Annotated in this window: 14 protein-coding genes and 1 pseudogene; 10 read left to right on the plus strand and 5 right to left on the minus strand. The window is 69.7% G+C overall.

Annotated elements, in window-relative coordinates; translation table 11 throughout:
- The first annotated feature begins 217 nt into the window (after nt 1-217).
- A complete protein-coding gene (locus RB628_RS35450; RefSeq protein ID WP_318324750.1) occupies nt 218-781 on the plus strand; it encodes a carbonic anhydrase in 564 nt (187 codons plus the stop codon).
- Nucleotides 782-844: 63 nt separating this feature from the next.
- Here RB628_RS35450 and RB628_RS35455 read toward each other — a convergent pair.
- Nucleotides 845-1,168, minus strand: a pseudogene (locus RB628_RS35455) (GntR family transcriptional regulator); the annotation flags it as partial.
- A 118-nt stretch (nt 1,169-1,286) separates the two neighbouring features.
- Here RB628_RS35455 and RB628_RS35460 point away from each other — a divergent pair.
- Nucleotides 1,287-2,078 carry an acyl-CoA dehydrogenase family protein gene (locus RB628_RS35460; RefSeq protein ID WP_318324751.1) on the plus strand — a complete coding sequence of 264 codons (792 nt, stop codon included), beginning with the start codon at nt 1,287-1,289 and terminating at the stop codon, nt 2,076-2,078.
- 42 nt (nt 2,079-2,120) lie between these two features.
- Here the strand turns inward: RB628_RS35460 and RB628_RS35465 are convergent, their stop codons facing one another.
- Nucleotides 2,121-2,810, minus strand: a complete 690-nt coding sequence (locus RB628_RS35465; protein ID WP_318324752.1) for a GntR family transcriptional regulator — start codon at nt 2,808-2,810, stop codon at nt 2,121-2,123.
- 282 nt (nt 2,811-3,092) lie between these two features.
- Here RB628_RS35465 and RB628_RS35470 point away from each other — a divergent pair, with 282 nt between their 5' ends.
- The 5 genes from RB628_RS35470 (at nt 3,093) to RB628_RS35490 (ending at nt 9,272) form a co-directional block, all read left to right on the plus strand.
- Entirely contained in the window at nt 3,093-3,584 is a 492-nt protein-coding gene (locus RB628_RS35470; protein WP_318324753.1) for an NAD(P)H-dependent oxidoreductase subunit E, read from the plus strand.
- Nucleotides 3,581-5,212, plus strand: coding sequence for a formate dehydrogenase beta subunit (locus tag RB628_RS35475; RefSeq protein ID WP_318324754.1), 1,632 nt, complete (start codon nt 3,581-3,583; stop codon nt 5,210-5,212). The genes RB628_RS35470 and RB628_RS35475 overlap by 4 nt, the downstream gene beginning before the upstream one ends.
- Nucleotides 5,209-8,025: a formate dehydrogenase subunit alpha gene (gene fdhF, locus RB628_RS35480; protein WP_318324755.1), complete on the plus strand. Its 2,817-nt coding sequence runs from the start codon at nt 5,209-5,211 to the stop codon at nt 8,023-8,025. The genes RB628_RS35475 and fdhF overlap by 4 nt, the downstream gene beginning before the upstream one ends.
- Before the next feature lies 1 nt (nt 8,026).
- A complete protein-coding gene (locus RB628_RS35485) occupies nt 8,027-8,239 on the plus strand; it encodes a formate dehydrogenase subunit delta (RefSeq protein WP_318324756.1) in 213 nt (70 codons plus the stop codon).
- Nucleotides 8,240-8,333: 94 nt separating this feature from the next.
- Nucleotides 8,334-9,272: a LysR family transcriptional regulator gene (locus RB628_RS35490; protein ID WP_318324757.1), complete on the plus strand. Its 939-nt coding sequence runs from the start codon at nt 8,334-8,336 to the stop codon at nt 9,270-9,272.
- A 9-nt stretch (nt 9,273-9,281) separates the two neighbouring features.
- On the opposite strand, the gene RB628_RS35495 is transcribed toward RB628_RS35490, so the two are convergent.
- Nucleotides 9,282-10,856 (minus strand): FadD7 family fatty acid--CoA ligase, encoded by a 1,575-nt coding sequence (locus RB628_RS35495; RefSeq protein ID WP_318324758.1) that lies wholly within the window; start codon nt 10,854-10,856, stop codon nt 9,282-9,284.
- Nucleotides 10,857-11,112: 256 nt separating this feature from the next.
- Between RB628_RS35495 and oxc the strand changes: the two genes are divergently transcribed.
- Nucleotides 11,113-12,861, plus strand: a complete 1,749-nt coding sequence (oxc, locus tag RB628_RS35500) for an oxalyl-CoA decarboxylase (protein WP_318324759.1) — start codon at nt 11,113-11,115, stop codon at nt 12,859-12,861.
- An 84-nt stretch (nt 12,862-12,945) separates the two neighbouring features.
- On the plus strand, nt 12,946-14,202 hold the full coding sequence (gene frc / locus RB628_RS35505; RefSeq protein WP_318324760.1) for a formyl-CoA transferase: 1,257 nt from the start codon (nt 12,946-12,948) through the stop codon (nt 14,200-14,202).
- Nucleotides 14,203-14,271: 69 nt separating this feature from the next.
- On the opposite strand, the gene RB628_RS35510 is transcribed toward frc, so the two are convergent.
- Nucleotides 14,272-14,703 carry a PAS domain S-box protein gene (locus RB628_RS35510; RefSeq protein WP_318324761.1) on the minus strand — a complete coding sequence of 144 codons (432 nt, stop codon included), beginning with the start codon at nt 14,701-14,703 and terminating at the stop codon, nt 14,272-14,274.
- Nucleotides 14,704-14,895: 192 nt separating this feature from the next.
- A complete protein-coding gene (locus RB628_RS35515; RefSeq protein ID WP_318324762.1) occupies nt 14,896-15,867 on the minus strand; it encodes a 2-dehydropantoate 2-reductase in 972 nt (323 codons plus the stop codon).
- Between the two features lie 242 nt (nt 15,868-16,109).
- Here RB628_RS35515 and RB628_RS35520 point away from each other — a divergent pair, with 242 nt between their 5' ends.
- Nucleotides 16,110-16,784 carry a GntR family transcriptional regulator gene (locus RB628_RS35520; protein ID WP_412180775.1) on the plus strand — a complete coding sequence of 225 codons (675 nt, stop codon included), beginning with the start codon at nt 16,110-16,112 and terminating at the stop codon, nt 16,782-16,784.
- Nucleotides 16,785-16,967: the final 183 nt, after the last annotated feature.

Here is a 16,967-nt window from a genome sequence, read left to right on the forward strand (position 1 = left end):
ATCGGGGACTCCGGGACCGGCATCCACGCGGTGGCCGGCATCCTCGCCGCGCTGTCAACCCGGCCGCGAAGAAGACGAGTCGCCGCTCCTCAAGGCACAGGGCGTGATCTGACCGACGGCGGCCGACGCCGCTTCCACTCTCCGTCCCGGGCACGGCGCAGGCAGCCGTGCCGGGGACGGCTCCCGTTCGCATCCGACCGGAGTGAGGTAGCCCACCATGCCGACACGCGCACCCCGTTTCGCCCGGCCCACCCGCAGGGCGCCCGGCACAGGTGCCGGAACCGAGACGGTCACGGACCGGCTCGTGGAGTCCAACCGCGCATACGCCGCCGGCTTCGCCGACCCGGGGACGGACGCCCGCCCCGTACTCCAGGTGGCGGTCGTGGCCTGTATGGACGCCCGTCTCGACCTGCACGCAGCCCTCGGTCTGGAACTCGGCGACTGCCACACCGTCCGCAACGCCGGCGGCGTTGTCACCGACGACACCATCCGCTCCCTGACGATCAGTCAGCGCGTGCTCGGTACCCGCAGTGTCGTCCTCATCCACCACACCGGCTGCGGTCTCCAGATCCTGACCGAGGACTTCCGGCACGAACTTGAGCTGGAGGTCGGACAGCGGCCGGCGTGGGCGGTGGAGGCCTTCCGGGACGTCGACCAGGACGTACGCCAGTCGATGCAGCGCGTGCGCACCTCACCGTTCCTGCCGCACACGGACGATGTCCGGGGCTTCGTCTTCGACGTGACGACCGGGCTCCTGCGGGAGATCGACCCACGGACCTGACTCCCGCTGCCGTCGTCACGCGCCCCGTTCGGCCAGCGCGGTGATCTGCTCGCAGTAGAAGTCGGCGGCGCCACGGGCGGAGTGCGTCTCCAGGATCGCCCGGACGCCGAGCAGTTGGGCACACTCCTCGGCGGTGGGGAAGTGGACGAAGGCGCCCTGCGCCGGCCGCAGGTCGACCCAGCCGCCGGTGTGGAGCCGCTGGAGGCCTTCGCGTATGGGCTGGCGGCTCACCCCCAGGTTCTCGGCGAGTTCGGCCTCGACGAGGTGCCGGCCGGGCTTGAGGGACCCGCTGATGATCAGCTCGGTCAGGGTGTCGTAGACGGCCTGCCGCAGTGGGGCGGGCCGGGGGATCGGGCCGCGCGCTGCCGCGGTGGGTGTGTCGGGCATGAATCCTGTCCCAGACGGGCCGCGCGGACGGTGGCCGGGGAAATTTGGCTCACCTCCCTCTGGTGTCCGGACAGAGAGTGCAGAATACTGTATGCAATTACTCCGAGGGGGTCACTTCGTGTCGTACCGCACCGCTCTCGCGGAAGTCCTCACCCGTGCCGTCGCGCCCTGCGCCGAACTGACCGGCACGGAGGGCAGGTTCCCCCGTGGTGCCGTGACGGCCTTCGGGGCCACCGGACTGCTGGGGCTCACCGTCTCCACCGAGTGCGGCGGCGCCGGACTGGGCCTTCCGGAAGCCGCCGAGGTGGTCACCCGGACCGCGCGGATCTGCCCGGCGACGGCGGCCGTGCTCCGGTCCCACTACACGGCGGTCGCCGTCGTCGAGTCGTACGGCAGCCCCTGGGTCCGCGGTGAGATCGCCGCCGGACGCCACCTCTGCAGCCTCGCTCTCGTCGAGGAGGACGCCGGCGAGCAGGAGACGGAGGTCCAACTGCTCATGCCGCGCTGCACGGCCGTTCGCTCCGGTGGCGTGGTCGCGCTGCGGGCGCGCAAACGCCGGGTGGTCGCGGCGGGGGAGGCCGACAGTTACGTCTGGTCGTCAAGGCCGCTCGGCACGCCGAACGGCCTGAGCCTATGGGGGGTTCCGGCGCACGCCCCGGATCTGTTCGTGCCGGCCCGGCCCGACTCCACGGGGCCGCCCGGCAGCGCCACGTCCACCGTGTTCGCCGATCCGGTGCTGGTGCCCGCCGAGGCGGGGCTCGGTGCGGACGGCGACGGCCTCGACATCGTGCTGCGTACGGTCCTGCCGTGGCTGCTCGAACTGAGGGCGGCCGCCGGTGCGCGGGCACGCCACTTCGCGGCTGTCGGAGTCAGGCCCGCGCTGACCGCCGAGTCCCTCGCGCCGTCCTGAACTCCGGCCCGGGGAAGGCCCGTTCGCATGCTCCTGTGGAAGTCAGCTCTGGCCCGCGCCGGCGGCGAGCTGCCTGCGGTAGAAGTCGGTCGTGCGTTCGGTGTGCTTGCGCATGATCTCGCCGGCGCGGTCGGCGTCGCCCCTGGCGATGGCCTTGATGAGCTGGGTGTGCTCGTTCCAGGCCTCCTTGCCGCGGGGCTTGGCGATGGGTGTGTAGTACCAGCGCACCTTCTGGCCCACCTGCTCGAGCATTTCGGCCAGGACGGCGTTGGCGGCGACGGCGGTGACGCATGCGTGCAGGGCCGTGTTGGCCGAGACCAGGCGCTCGACGTCACCGGCGGCGAGTGCGTCGACGCCCTCGGTCTGGAGTTCGCAGAGGCGTTCCACGTCCTCGGGCTTCGCGTTGCGGGCTGCGAGCTGTGCCGAGTAGGTCTCCAACACCGATCGAACGCCGAGGAGTTGGGCTGCCTCTTCCTCGGTGGGGGAGTGGACGAAAGCGCCCTGCGCGGGCCGCAAATCGACCCAGCCGGCGGTCTGGAGCCGCTGAAGAGCCTCACGGACCGGCTGCCGGCTGACACCGAGATGTTCGGCGAGTTCGGCCTCGACGAGATGCTGGCCGGGCTTGAGGGAGCCACTGACGATCAGTTCGGTCAGGGCGTCGTACACGGCCTGGCGCAGTGGTGCCGGGCGGGTGACGCGCCGGGACGCTGCGGCCGTGAGTGCCTCGCGCATGGTTGTCCCGTTCTGCCGCCGGGCCGACGGCTTTGTCAAGAGGTTGCCGCCGAGAGGGTTGCCGACAGCGGTTTGAGCATACAGGTTTTGGTATGCAACATGGCGTGGGCTGTGCACCGGACGGCGCATGCCGAAGAGCGGGGTCCGCGCAGCGGAACTCCGCCCCGCCTCGATCGGCCAGGGCTTCATCCGCTGTCATCTGTATACAGAAGCCTGTATGAGGTATTGTCTCAGTCTCCTGCAACCCTCGCCGGAGACCGCGTTTCGGAAGGCGGAGCGATCATGACGACCAGCGGGAGCGATGTGACGGTCGAGAGCGTGGTCCGGAGGGTGGTGGCCGATCACCGGGGTGAGCGCGGCCCGCTGCTGCCCGTACTGCACGCGGTCCAGGCCGAGTTGGGCCATGTGCCGCAGGAAGCGATTCCGGTGCTCGCCGACGCGCTCAACCTCTCCAGGGCGGACATCCACGGAGTGGTGACCTTCTACCACGACTTCCGTCGCGAGCCCGCCGGCCGCACCACGGTGCGCATCTGCCGCGCCGAGGCATGCCAGGCCCAGGGCGCCGACCGCCTCGTGACCTACGCGCGGGAGACCGGACTGACCCTGGGGGAGACGTCGGCGGACCGCTCAGTCACCGTCGAGCAGGTCTTCTGCCTGGGCAACTGCGCGCTGGGACCGTCGGTGGAGGCGAACGGACGGCTGTACGGACGCGTGGGCCCGGCCCGACTGGGCTCGATCCTCAACGGGACGCTCGACGGGACGGTCTCATCATGAACAACTCTTCGCCCGCCATGGCGACGGTCTACGTCCCCCGCGACTCGGCGGCCAGGTCCGTCGGCGCGGACGAGGTCGCCGGCGCCCTGCAACGCGCCGCCACGCGTGGGGACTTCGCCATCGACGTCGTACGCAACGGGTCACGCGGCCTCCTCTGGCTGGAGCCGATGGTCGAGGTCGTGACCCCGCAGGGACGCGTCGGCTACGGCCCGGTGACCGCCGAGGACGTGGACGGACTCCTGACCGCCGGCATGCTGGACGGGGCGGACCACCCCCTGCGCCTCGGCCTCGTCGACGAACTGCCCTGGCTGGCCCGGCAGACACGCGTCACCTTCGCCAGGGTCGGGGTGACCGACCCCCTCTCGACACAGGACTACGTCGAGCACGGCGGCCTGGAGGGACTGCGCGCCGCCCTGGACATGGCGCCTGCCGACGTGGTCACCGAGGTCACCGCATCCGGACTGCGCGGTCGCGGCGGCGCCGGATTCCCGGCCGGCATCAAGTGGAAGACGGTGCTGGACTGCGCCGACGAGCTGAAGTTCGTCTGCTGCAACGCCGACGAGGGCGACAGCGGGACCTTCGCCGACCGTATGGTCATGGAGGGCGACCCCTTCCTGCTCATCGAGGGCATGACCGTCGCCGCGCACGCGGTCGGCGCGAGCGAGGGCTACCTCTACATCCGCTCCGAATACGCGGACGCGATCGCCACGATGCGCGCGGCGACAGAGATCGCCCGTGACCACGGCTGGCTCGGCAAGGGCATCCTCGGCTCCGCACTCGACTTCGACCTGCATGTCCGCGTCGGCGCCGGCGCGTACATCTGCGGCGAGGAGACCTCCATGCTGGAGAGTCTGGAAGGCAAGCGGGGCACGGTCCGTGCGAAGCCGCCGATCCCGGCGATCGAGGGCCTGTTCGGCAAACCGACCGTGGTGAACAACGTCCTCACCCTGACCACGGTTCCGGTCGTCCTCGCCCATGGCGCGAAGGCCTACCAGGACCTCGGCGTCGGCCGATCGCGCGGCACCCAGGTGTTCCAGCTCGGTGGGAACATCGCGCGCGGCGGCATCGTGGAGACCGCCTTCGGCATCACCCTGCGCGAGTTGATCGAGGAGTACGGCGGCGGAACCCACACCGGGCGTCCGGTCCGTACCGTTCAGGTCGGCGGACCACTCGGGGCGTACCTGCCCGAGTCACTGTTCGATCTGCCGATGGACTACGAGGCCTTCGCCGAGGCCGGCGCGATGCTCGGGCACGGAGGCATCGTCGTCTTCGACGACAGCGTCGACATGGCCGCGCAGGCCCGTTTCGCGATGGAGTTCTGCGCCGAGGAGTCCTGCGGCAAGTGCACACCGTGCCGGATCGGCGCGGTGCGCGGTGTCGAGGTGATCGACAAGATCGTCGCCGGCACGCACCGCGACGAGAACCTGGCCCTGCTGGCAGACCTCTGCGACCTGATGACCGACGGCTCGCTGTGCGCGATGGGCGGGCTGACCCCGATGCCCGTCCGCAGCGCCCTCACGCACTTCCCCGACGACTTCCTCGGCGGTCGCCGGCTCCTGCAGATCCAGCCGATCAAGGCGAACCGACCCGTACAGACGACTGGTGTGAGGACGGAGGGCACGGCATGAGCCTTCTCAAGGAACCCGACTTCGGAACCCCGGAACGGCCCGGCCCGGCGACGGTGTCGGTGGAGGTGGACGGCCTGCCGGTGACCGTACCCGAGGGCACCTCGGTGATGCGCGCCGCCGCGCAGGCAGGCATCGACATCCCCAAACTGTGCGCCACCGACAGCCTGGAGCCGTTCGGTTCCTGCCGGCTGTGCGTGGTCGAGATCGACGGCCGGCGCGGCACCCCGGCGTCCTGCACCACCCCGTGCGCCGACGGGATGCAGGTGAGCACCCAGACGCCGAAGGTGGAGAAACTCCGCCAGGGCGTCATGGAGCTCTACATCTCCGACCACCCCCTCGACTGCCTCACCTGCCCGGCCAACGGAGACTGCGAACTCCAGGACATGGCAGGCGTGGTGGGGCTCAGGCAGGTCCGGTACGGCTACGAGGGTGAGAACCATCTCGACGCCGGAAAAGACACCTCCAACCCCTACTTCGACTTTGACCCGTCCAAGTGCATCGCCTGCTCCCGCTGCGTACGGGCCTGCGGCGAGGTCCAGGGCACGTTCGCGCTCACCATCGAGGGGCGCGGTTTCGACTCCAAGGTCTCGGCGGGCGCGGGCGAGACGTTCATGGACTCCGAGTGCGTCTCCTGCGGCGCCTGCGTCCAGGCCTGCCCGACGTCCACACTCCAGGAACGGTCGGTCGTCGAACTCGGCATGCCCACAAGGTCGGTTGTGACCACCTGCGCCTACTGCGGGGTCGGCTGTTCGTTCAAGGCCGAGCTGCGCGGCGACGAGCTGGTGCGCATGGTGCCGTACAAGGACGGCGGCGCGAACGAGGGCCACTCCTGCGTGAAGGGCCGCTTTGCCTTCGGCTACGCCGGCCACCCCGACCGTCAGCTCAACCCCATGGTCCGCGAAAGGATCACCGACCCCTGGCGCGAGGTCGGGTGGGACGAGGCGATCGGCACCGTCGCCCGCCGCATGCGTGAGCTCCAGGACCGGTACGGAACGAGCTCGGTCGGCGCCATCACCTCCTCGCGCTGCACCAACGAAGAGGTGTACGTCGTACAGAAGATGGTGCGCGCGGCCTTCGGCAACAACAACGTCGACACCTGCGCCCGTGTCTGCCACTCCCCGACGGGATACGGACTCAAGCAGACCTTCGGCGAGTCGGCGGGCACCCAGGACTTCCGTTCCGTCGCAGAGGCCGACGTCATCATGGTGATCGGCGCCAACCCCACCGACGGGCACCCGGTGTTCGCCTCCCGGATGAAGCGCCGGCTGCGCGAGGGCGCCAAGCTGATCGTCGTGGACCCGCGCCGCATCGACCTCGTACGCTCACCGCACATCGAGGCCGAGCACCATCTCCAGCTCAGGCCGAGCACCAACGTCGCCGTCGTGAACGCGATGGCCCATGTGGTGGTCACCGAGGGCCTGTTCGACCGGCCGTTCGTGGACGCGAGGTGCGAGGACTTCGACGAGTGGGCGGAGTTCGTCGCCCGTTCCGAGAACAGCCCGGAGGCGGTCGAGCCGATCACCGGCGTACCGGCCGCCGAACTGCGCGCCGCCGCACGGCTGTACGCGACCGCACCCAACGGAGCCATCTACTACGGTCTCGGTGTCACCGAGCACAGCCAGGGCTCGACCATGGTCATGGGAATGGCCAACCTCGCGATGGCATGCGGAAACATCGGCCGGGACGGGGTCGGCGTGAACCCGCTGCGCGGCCAGAACAACGTGCAGGGCTCCTGCGACATGGGCTCGTTCCCGCACGAACTTCCCGGCTACCGCCATGTGTCCGACGACGCGGTGCGCACCGTCTTCGAGAACCTCTGGGGCGGAACTCTCCTCGCCGAGCCGGGACTTCGTATCCCGAACATGTTCGACGCGGCGATCGACGGCACCTTCCGGGGTCTGTTCGTCCACGGCGAGGACATCGCCCAGTCCGACCCCAACCTCAAGCACGTCACCGCCGCGCTCGAAGCGATGGAACTGGTCGTCGTACAGGACCTGTTCCTCAACGAGACGGCCAGGTTCGCGCACGTCTTCCTGCCCGGGGCGTCGTTCCTGGAGAAGGACGGCACGTTCACCAACGCCGAACGCCGGATCAACCGGGTCCGCGCGGTGATGAAGCCGAGGACGGGCAAGCACGAGTGGCAGATCGTCAGCGAGATCGCCACCGCCATGGGCTACCCGATGGCGTACGACCATCCGAGCCGGATCATGGATGAAATCGCCTCCGTCACACCGACTTTCACCGGCGTCTCCTTCGAGCTGCTGGACAAGCTCGGCAGCATCCAGTGGCCGTGCAACGAGGAGGCGCCGGAAGGCACGCCCGTCATGCACGTGGACGAATTCGTGCGCGGCAAAGGCAGGTTCGTGGTCACCTCCTACGTGCCGACGAACGAACGCAGCACCCGGCGCTTCCCCCTGGTCCTCACCACGGGACGCATTCTCAGCCAGTACAACGTCGGCGCGCAGACCCGCCGTACCGGCAATGTCGCCTGGCACCCCGAGGACATCCTCGAACTGCACCCGCACGACGCCGAGGACCGCGGCATCAAGGACGGCGACATGGTCAGCCTGGCCAGTCGCGTCGGGCAGACGACACTGCGCGCGGAGATCTCCGACCGGATGCCGACCGGGGTCGTGTACACCACCTTCCACCACCCCGTGACCGGCGCCAACGTGGTCACCACGGAGAACTCCGACTGGGCGACCAACTGCCCGGAGTACAAGGTGACCGCCGTGCAGGTCGGCATGGCCCGCCCGAGCGAGGCCGCCGAGGCGGAACCGGCGGCCGACGACCTGGTCATGGTGGTGGACTGAGATGGCCGCAGCCGTACCGTCCGAGCGACGCATGGCCAACGACATCGCCGCGAACCACGGCCACCTGCCGGACGACATCGCCTCGGAGGCGATCGCCGGGCATGTCGGGAAGTTCTGGGACCCACGCATGCGTACGCGGTTGTACGAGTTCGTCGACGCCGGAGCGGACGGTCTCGACCCGCTCGTCGTCGCCGCGGTGAAGCTTCTGCGCTGACCCGCCGGGTCGGACTACCGCCGTCTCCCTGTGGATCCCTTGCGGGGGAGGCGCCGCGTACGCTGGGGCGGCCCCGGACAGAGAGGAGTCGTTCGTGCTGTTCCGGCAGCTGGAGTACTTCGTGGCGGTGGCGAGGGAACGGCACTTCGCCCGGGCGGCGGAGTCCTGCTACGTGTCCCAGCCGGCGCTCTCGGCGGCGATCGCCAAGCTGGAACGGGAGTTGAACGTCACCCTGATCAACCGCGGACACAACTACCAGGGCCTCACCCCGGAAGGTGAACGCCTCGTCGTGTGGGCCAAGCGCATCCTCGCCGAACAGGACGCGTTCAAGGCCGAAGTGGCCGCCGTGCAGTCCGGCATCACGGGGACGCTGCGGCTGGGCACGGACCCCACGGCGTCGACAACCCTGGCGCTTCCCGTCGCCGCGTTCTGCGCGGCGCACCCGCTGGCCAAGGTGCAGGTGCGTTCCCGCCTCTCGACCAAGGAACTCCACCGCCAGCTGCGCGACTACGAACTGGACGTGGCGATCGCCCACTTCGACCCGGGCGACCAGGACGGCCTGCAGGTCGTCCCCCTCTACCAGGAGCGCTACATGCTGCTGGTGTCGGACGACCAACTCGTCGCCCAGTCCGCCACGGTGACCTGGGCGGACGCGGCCCAACTGCCGCTCGCCCTCCTGACGCCCGACATGCGCATCCGTCAGATCGTCGACACCGTGTTCGCCGAGAAGGGATTCGTGGTGACCCCGCAGGTCGAGACCGACTCCATCGCCTCCCTCTACGCGCACGTGGGCGGCGGCGGCTGGGCGAGCGTCGTCCCGCACACCTGGCTGCGCGCCATGCCGGTCGTCGGCCGGACGAGAGCGCTGCCCCTGGTCGACCCGGAAGCCGGCGCCCAGGTCTCGGTGGCGATCCACGCGGCCACGCCCGGCTCGGTCGCCGCCCGCGCGTTCGTCAACGCCGCGACGGGCCTGTCCCTGGACGACTTCTTCGCCCGCCCGCTGCCCACGCCGACCGAGCACCGTGTGCGCTGAGCCCCGCCATCAGGGCGCGTACCGGGCCTGGACGGCCTTCCGGTCCAGTCCCCCCTTGCCCGTGTGCGGCAGAGCGGCGACCACCTCAAGCCGTTCGGGCACCTCGAACGCGGCCAGCCGGTCACGGCAGTACCGCAGGATCTCCGCGGCCCCCACGCTCTCCCCTTCGCGCACCACCACGGCGGCGCCGACCCGCTGCCCGTACACCCCGTCGGGCACGGCGAACACGGCCGCCTCGGCGACGCCCGGGCACCCGGCGAGGATGTCCTCGACGTGCTCGGGCGAGATCTTCTCCCCGCCACGGTTGATGAGGTTCTTGATCCGTCCGGTCAGCGACAGATATCCCTCCTCGTCCAGCACGCCCAGATCACCGGTGCGAAGCCACCCGTCGACGAAGGCGTACGCCGTCCCGTCCCCGTCGGCGAGATAGCCACGGGCGACGGTCGGTCCGTGCACCCACACCTCGCCCGCGACGCCCACCGGACACGCCCGCCCGCTCCGGTCGACGACCCGCACCTCGACCCCGGTCGGCCGCCCCACCGACCCCTGCTTCAGCGCGCCCCGCTCGGGCAGCGGCTCGCTGGCCGCCTGGTGGGAGGACTCCGTCATCCCGTACGCGGACAGCAACGGCGCGCCGAACGTGCGCTCCAGCGCGCGCTGCGTGGCCGTGTTGAGGGGAGCGCTGCAACTGCGTACGAACTTCAGGGGCGGTGCCTGTGGTCCCGGGTACTCGTGCTCGGACCGGTCCAGGAGGATCTCGTGGATGGCCGGCACCGCGGTGAACCAGGTGGCGGTCACGGCCCGCATGTCGTCCCAGAACGTGCCGGCCGAGAACCGCCCCCGCTCGGGCAGCAGTACGCAGCCTCCGCTGGCCAGGGACGCCAGCAGCGCCGCGAAGAGCCCGTGGCCGTGGAAGAACGGCATCACCGCGACCGTCGCGTCGCCGGGCCCCAACTCGTATGTGGCACACACTCCTTGGACGGCAGCGGCCACGTTGGTGTGGGTCAGCGGCACCATCCTCGCCCGCTCGGTGGTACCCGCGGTGAACAGGACGAGGGCGTCCCGGTCAGACAACTCGCCTGCCGCGCCCAGCACGTCGGGCACGGCACCGGGTTCGAGCGCGACCGACGCCGTGCCCGCCCGGGAGACCTCCACACGCAGGGGCCATGCGGGGAGAGGTAGCGGAGCCCCGGCCACCGACGGGCCGACGAGAACCGCCCGTGCCCCCAACGCCGCGAGCCGAGCCGACAGTTGAGAGGCGGGAAGCGCCGGGTCCAGCGGGGCGACCACCAGACCCGCTCGCGCCGCGCCGAGCAGCGCGACGACGAACTCCGCGGTGTTGGCACAGATCACACCGATCGCGTCACCGCGTCCCAGCCCCGTGCGGCCGAGCCTGGCAGCCACGTCGTCCGCCAGAGCCGCGAGGCCCCGGTAGGAGAGGTGCACCCGCTCGCCGGTGACGACGAGAGCGCGGGCGTACGGCCGTTCCCGCACCTGCCGGTCGAGCAGGTCGGCGAGGCCTGTGAGCGTCGGAGGCCGGTACCGGTTCGCGTCGCGCACGGATGCCGCGGCCGGAACCGCCATGACCCCACCCCCTCGCGCCAGATCTGATGCAGCAGTCCTCTGCGAGCCTGCGGTGACCTGCGGTCGCCGTCCAATACGCACTGGTGAACGGCCGATAGCAACCGTCTATCAAGGGAGTTGACAGCCCCTCCACCAGCGGTCGATAGACGCTGTTTATCGGCTGGTCGCCGATGGGTCTTGGACGCGGACGGACGCGCTGCGGATGGTGAGAGAAGTAGCCGCTCCGGCAGGACCTGCCCAAGGAGGACCTCGGACCATGACCGCCCCCTCGCCCCTGGAGACCGCGGCAGCAGCCGACGTTCCGACCGAGCTCACCGACGGGTACCACCTGGTCGTCGACGCGCTCAGGATGAACGACGTCGACACCATCTACGGAGTGGTCGGCATCCCGATCACCGACCTGGCCCGCCTCGCCCAGGCGCAGGGCATCCGTTACATAGGCTTCCGGCACGAGAGCAACGCCGGACACGCGGCGGCGGCCGCCGGCTACCTCAACAAGAAGCCCGGCGTGGCACTGACCGTGTCGGCACCCGGCTTCCTCAACGGCCTGGTCGCGCTGGCGAACGCGACCACCAACTGCTTCCCGATGGTCCAGATCTCCGGCTCCAGCGAGCGCCACCTCGTCGACCTCAAGCAGGGCGACTACGAGGAGATGGACCAGCTCGCCGCCGCGCAGCCGTTCGTCAAGGCCGCGTACCGGGTCAGCCGCGTGGAGGACATCGGCCGGGGCATCGCCCGCGCGCTGCGCACCGCGATCTCCGGGCGCCCCGGCGGCGTCTACCTCGACATCCCCGCCGCGGTGCTCGGCGCCGTCATGCCCGCCGCGGACGGCGCGAAGACCCTGAGCCGACTCGTCGACCCCGCCCCGCGTCAACTGCCCGCGCCGGAGGCCGTGGACCGTGCGATCGAACTACTGGCAGGTGCCGAGCGGCCGTTGGTGGTGCTGGGCAAGGGCGCCGCGTACGCCCAGGCCGACGACCGGGTCCGCGAGTTCATCGAGTCCACCGGCATCCCGTACGTACCGATGTCGATGGCCAAGGGCCTGCTGCCCGACGACCACCCGCAGTCGGCGGCCACCGCGCGTTCCCTGGCACTGAAGAAGGCCGACGTCGTGATGCTGATCGGCGCCCGCCTCAACTGGCTTCTGGGCCACGGCCAGACGGGCTGGAACCCCGACGCAAGGTTCGTCCAGATCGACATCGACCCCAAGGAGATCGACAGCAACCAGCCCATCGCCGCCCCGCTCGTCGGCGACATCGAGTCGGTGCTCGAAGCACTCGCCGAGCGGACCAAGCCCGGCCGGATCACGGCCCCTTCGGCCTGGCGGGAGGAGCTCGGCGCCCGCTCGGCGCAGAACGTCGCCAAGATGGCGAAGCGCCTGGAGGCCGACCCGCACCCCATGCAGTTCATGGGCGCCCTGAAGGCCGTACGCGACGTCGTCCGCGCGCGCCCGGAGACGTACATCGTCAACGAGGGCGCCAACGCCCTGGACATCGCGCGCAACGTCATCGACATGCACGTACCGCGCCACCGCCTCGACAGCGGCACCTGGGGCGTCATGGGCATCGGCATGGGCTACGCCATCGCCGCCGCCGTCGAGAGCGGCGCACCCGTCGTGGCCGTCGAGGGCGACAGTGCCTTCGGGTTCAGCGGTATCGAGATCGAGACCATCTGCCGCTACAACCTGCCCGTCGTCACCGTGATCATGAACAACGGCGGTGTGTACCGCGGCGACGACGTGAACCCGTACGACGACGCCCCCTCGCCGACGACCCTCATGGGCGCGGCCCGCCACGACCTAGTGATCGAGGCGTTCGGCGGCAAGGGCTACCGCGCCACCACGCCCGCCGAGGTCACCGCCGCCCTCACCGAAGCCCTGGCCTCTGGCGGACCGGCCCTCATCGACTGCGTGATCGACCCCTCGGCCGGCACCGAGAGCGGCCACATCTCGCACCTCAACCCCAAGGGCATCACCGTCGGCAACATCTCTCCGGCGAAGAAGTGACCGCCTTCCCGCCTTCGCGGCCTTCACAGCCTTCACCCCGAACTCCCGCTCCGCACGCTGTCATTCACGAGAAGGAAGCCAAACATGAGTGAAAAGCCGCTCGCCGGAATAAAGGTGATCGACTTCACCGGGGTCCAGGCCGGTCCCGCCTGCACACAGTTGCTCGCCTGGTTCGGAGCCGACGTCCTGAAGGTGGAGCGCCCCAACGGCGGCGACGTCACCCGCAAACAGCTCCGGGACATCGAGGACCTCGACGCGCTGTACTTCACGATGCTCAACAGCAACAAGCGCTCCCTCGCCATCAACACCAAGACCGCCGAGGGTTTGGAGGTCCTGGAGAAGCTCATCACCGGCGCCGACGTGCTGGTGGAGAACTTCGCCCCGGGTGCCCTGGACCGCATGGGTCTGACCTGGGAGCGCATCCAGGAGCTCAACCCGCGTCTGATCTTCGGCTCGGTCAAGGGCTTCAACGACGACTCGTCGTGGAACGACCTCAAGGTCTACGAGAACGTCGCCCAGTGCGCGGGCGGCGCCGCCTCCACCACCGGCTTCTGGGACGGCCCGCCGACCATTTCGGGCGGTGCCCTCGGCGACACCAACACCGGGATGCACCTGGCGATCGGCATCCTCACCGCGATCATCGACCGGGGCAGGACGGGCCGGGGGCAGAAGGTCTCGGTCTCCATGCAGGACGCCGTGCTCAACCTCTGCCGCGTCAAGCTGCGCGACCAGCAGCGCCTGGAGCGTGTCGGCTACCTGGAGGAGTACCCGCAGTACCCGAACGGCGAGTTCACCGACGTCGTACCGCGCGGCGGCAACGCGGGCGGCGGCGGGCAGCCCGGCTGGGTGCTCAAGTGCAAGGGCTGGGAGACCGACCCGAACGCGTACATCTACTTCACCGTGCAGGAGCAGAACTGGAAGCGCACCGCTGAGGTGATCGGCCGTCCCGAGTGGGCCGAGGACCCGGAGTACGCCACCGCGCGCGCCCGCCAGTCGCACATCTTCGAGATCTTCGCGGAGATCGAGAAGTGGCTCGCGGACAAGACCAAGTACGAGGCGGTGAACATCCTGCGTGAGTGGGAGGTGCCCTGCGCCCCGGTGATGAGCATGAAGGAACTCGCCTACGACGAGGACCTGCGCAAGAGCGGCACGGTCGTCGAGGTCGAGCAGAAGGGCCGCGGCACCTACCTGACCGTCGGCAGCCCGGTGAAGTTCTCCTCCTTCAAGCCGGACATCGCCGGCGCCCCGCTGCTGGGCGAGCACAGCTCCGAGGTCCTGGTCGAACTCGGCTACGACGAGGAGACCATCGGCCGGCTGAAGGAGAGCGGCGTCATCGTCTGACCCGGCCCGCGGAGACGGAAGCGGCCGTGGCCCTCCAGACACGGCCGCTTCCGCGTCGTCCGGCGAGACTCAGACCGTCGCCTCGGCCTCGGCCCTCCGCCGCATCAGCTCCCGCTCCCGCTCGCGCCGCGCGGTGACGTCCCGGATGACCGCCCCGACGTACGTGCTGCCGTCGGGTCCCGGCAGCAGCGCCACGCTGAACTCGATGGACAGTTTGCGGCCGTCCGCCGCCAGCGCGGGAACGTTCAGCAGGTCGGCGTCCCCGTACTTGGTCGTTCCCCGGTCCATGGCCTTCTGGAAGCCGTCCCAGTGACGCTTGCGGTGCCGCTCGGGGATGATGACGTCGAGACCGCGACCGTCCACGTCGCCCGCCGAGAACCCGAAGATGCGCTCCGCGCCCCGGTTCCAGAAGCGGATCAGCCCTCCCCCGTCGATGATCACTATGCCGTCGGGCGCCTGGGCGGCCATACCCAGCACCACCTCGGGATTCAGATCTTCCATGTCGCCTCCGTACTGGGGCCGTTGGATACTGAAACGCTGACAGGGCGACAGTATACAGGTGGATAGTATACAGAATCCAGAAAGGGGTCTGGGCTCCCGAACCGGAAAAAAGGCGGGACCCCCGTGGCGCAGGGGGCGCTCCCCGCCGCTGGAGGTCCCGCCGTCCTGTGTCGTGGCTCGACTATGCCGTCATCACGCAGCGGTCCCGAGTGCGAGGAGGTCGCTGATGGCGTGGACGGTCCTCAGGGTGGGGACGTCGACGCCGGTGATGCCGGCCAGTTCGATGACGGCGGTCAGAAGGACGTCGAGTTCAAGGGGTTTTCCGCGTTCGAGGTCCTGGAGGGTGGAGGTGCGGTGGTCGCCCACGCGTTCGGCGCCGGCGAGACGGCGCTCGATGGAGATGCCGACACGGCAGTTGAGGGCTTCGGCGACGGCGAGGGTCTCTTCCATCATGGTGTGGATGACCTGGCGGGTGCCGCCGTGGTGGCACATCTGGCGCATCGTGGCGCGGGCGAGGGCGCTGATGGGGTTGAAGGAGATGTTGCCGAGGAGTTTGAGCCAGATGTCGTTGCGCAGATCCGGTTCGACGGGGCATTTGAGTCCGCCGGCCCGCATGGCCTCGCTGAAGGCCTGGCAGCGAGGGGAGACCGTGCGGTCCGGTTCGCCGATCGAGAACCGGGTGCCCTCCAGGTGCCTGACGACGCCCGGCCCTTCCAGCTCTGTCGCCGCGTACACCACGCAGCCGATGGCCCGCTCAGGCGCGAGTACGGCACTGACCGCGCCGCCGGGGTCCACGCTCTCGATGCGGTGGCCGTCGTGACGTCCGCCGTGACGGTGGAAGTACCACCACGGGATGCCGTTCTGGGCGGCGATGACGGCGGTCGACTCGTGGAGCAGGGGCTCGATGAGCGGCCCGCACGCCGCGTACGAGTTGGCTTTGAGTCCGAGGAAGACATGGTCGACGGGGCCGATGTCGGCGGGGTTGTCGGTGGCGTGGGCATGGGCGGTGAAATCACCGCGAGGGCTGAGGACCCGTACGCCGTGTTGCCTCATGGCCGCGAGGTGCGGTCCACGGGCGACGAGATGCACGTCGGCGCCTGCTTGGTGCAGGGCGGCGCCGACATAGGCACCGATGGCTCCGGCGCCGAGAATGGCGACTTTCACTGGATGGCGCTCCGTTCGGCCGAGGGTGTACCGCGGAACTGTCGAGACTGGGAAACTGTCGACGAAATATTGTCTACAGGATGGAGGTGGCGGCAGCAAGGGTTTGGGCCGGCGTCCGGGCGGCCACCCGTGCGGCGTGAGCTGGGTTTCCGGGTGTTTGTGCGCCGTAGACTGTAGGCGAAAGCCAATTCATACTTGGCTCTCATACGTGGCGACGACGCTGCGGAGGAGGGGCTGTGATGTTGTCGACGACAGGACTGCCGCAGGGCGCGGTGCCCAAGCTCGAACGCCCCGGCCCGCTGCGCGACCGTGTCTACGAGGCACTGCTCGAACTCATCACCACCCGAGCCCTGCAACCCGGGCAGCATCTCGTCGAGAGTGAACTCGCCGGGCACCTCGGGGTCTCCCGACAGCCTGTACGGGAGGCGTTGCAGCGTCTCAACACGGACGGATGGGTCGATCTGCGGCCTGCCCAGGGCGCCTTCGTGCACGAGCCGACGGAGGAGGAGGCGGATCAACTCCTCACCGTCCGCACGCTGCTGGAGGCCGAGGCGGCCCGTCTCGCCGCGGCCAACGCGGGTGCCGCGGCCATCGCGGTGCTGGAGGAGATGTGCGCGGAGGGGGAGCGCGCGGTCGCCGCCGACGACGTGGACGGCGCGGTGGCGATGAACGCCAGGCTCCACGCGAAGATCATGGAGCTGGCCGGCAATGCGGTGCTCGCCGAGCTGGCGGCCCAGGTTGACCGGCGGGTGCGCTGGTACTACACGCCGGTCGCGCGGCAGCGCGGGCAGCGGTCCTGGACGGAGCACCGCGAGCTGATCGCGGCGATCGCGGGCCGCGACGAGCGGCGCGCGACGGAAATCATGCGGGCCCACACGGAGCACACGCGGAAGATGTACCACGAGCGGGAGAAGTAGCCACGACGTGGGTTTCCGTAGCTGTCCGGTCGCCCCTGGTGAGAGATATGCAGGTGAAAGGCAGTCCGAAAGCTTGGTATCGTTGTTCTGTCGCCGCGGGAAACAGCCCCATGGGCGGCAGACACCTGGTCCGGGTGGCGGAATGGCAGACGCGCTAGCTTGAGGTGCTAGTGCCCTTTATCG

The organism is Streptomyces sp. ADMS (genome assembly GCF_033441795.1).
Classification (GTDB): Bacteria; Actinomycetota; Actinomycetes; order Streptomycetales; family Streptomycetaceae; genus Streptomyces.

Coding starts and splice junctions, on each gene's coding strand:
- RB628_RS35450 (WP_318324750.1), top strand. CDS start 218: ATGCCGACACGCGCACCCCGTTTCGCCCGGCCCACCCGCAGGGCGCCC.
- RB628_RS35465 (WP_318324752.1), bottom strand. CDS start 2,810: ATGCGCGAGGCACTCACGGCCGCAGCGTCCCGGCGCGTCACCCGCCCG.
- RB628_RS35470 (WP_318324753.1), top strand. CDS start 3,093: ATGACGACCAGCGGGAGCGATGTGACGGTCGAGAGCGTGGTCCGGAGG.
- RB628_RS35475 (WP_318324754.1), top strand. CDS start 3,581: ATGAACAACTCTTCGCCCGCCATGGCGACGGTCTACGTCCCCCGCGAC.
- fdhF (WP_318324755.1), top strand. CDS start 5,209: ATGAGCCTTCTCAAGGAACCCGACTTCGGAACCCCGGAACGGCCCGGC.
- RB628_RS35485 (WP_318324756.1), top strand. CDS start 8,027: ATGGCCGCAGCCGTACCGTCCGAGCGACGCATGGCCAACGACATCGCC.
- RB628_RS35495 (WP_318324758.1), bottom strand. CDS start 10,856: ATGGCGGTTCCGGCCGCGGCATCCGTGCGCGACGCGAACCGGTACCGG.
- oxc (WP_318324759.1), top strand. CDS start 11,113: ATGACCGCCCCCTCGCCCCTGGAGACCGCGGCAGCAGCCGACGTTCCG.
- frc (WP_318324760.1), top strand. CDS start 12,946: ATGAGTGAAAAGCCGCTCGCCGGAATAAAGGTGATCGACTTCACCGGG.
- RB628_RS35510 (WP_318324761.1), bottom strand. CDS start 14,703: ATGGAAGATCTGAATCCCGAGGTGGTGCTGGGTATGGCCGCCCAGGCG.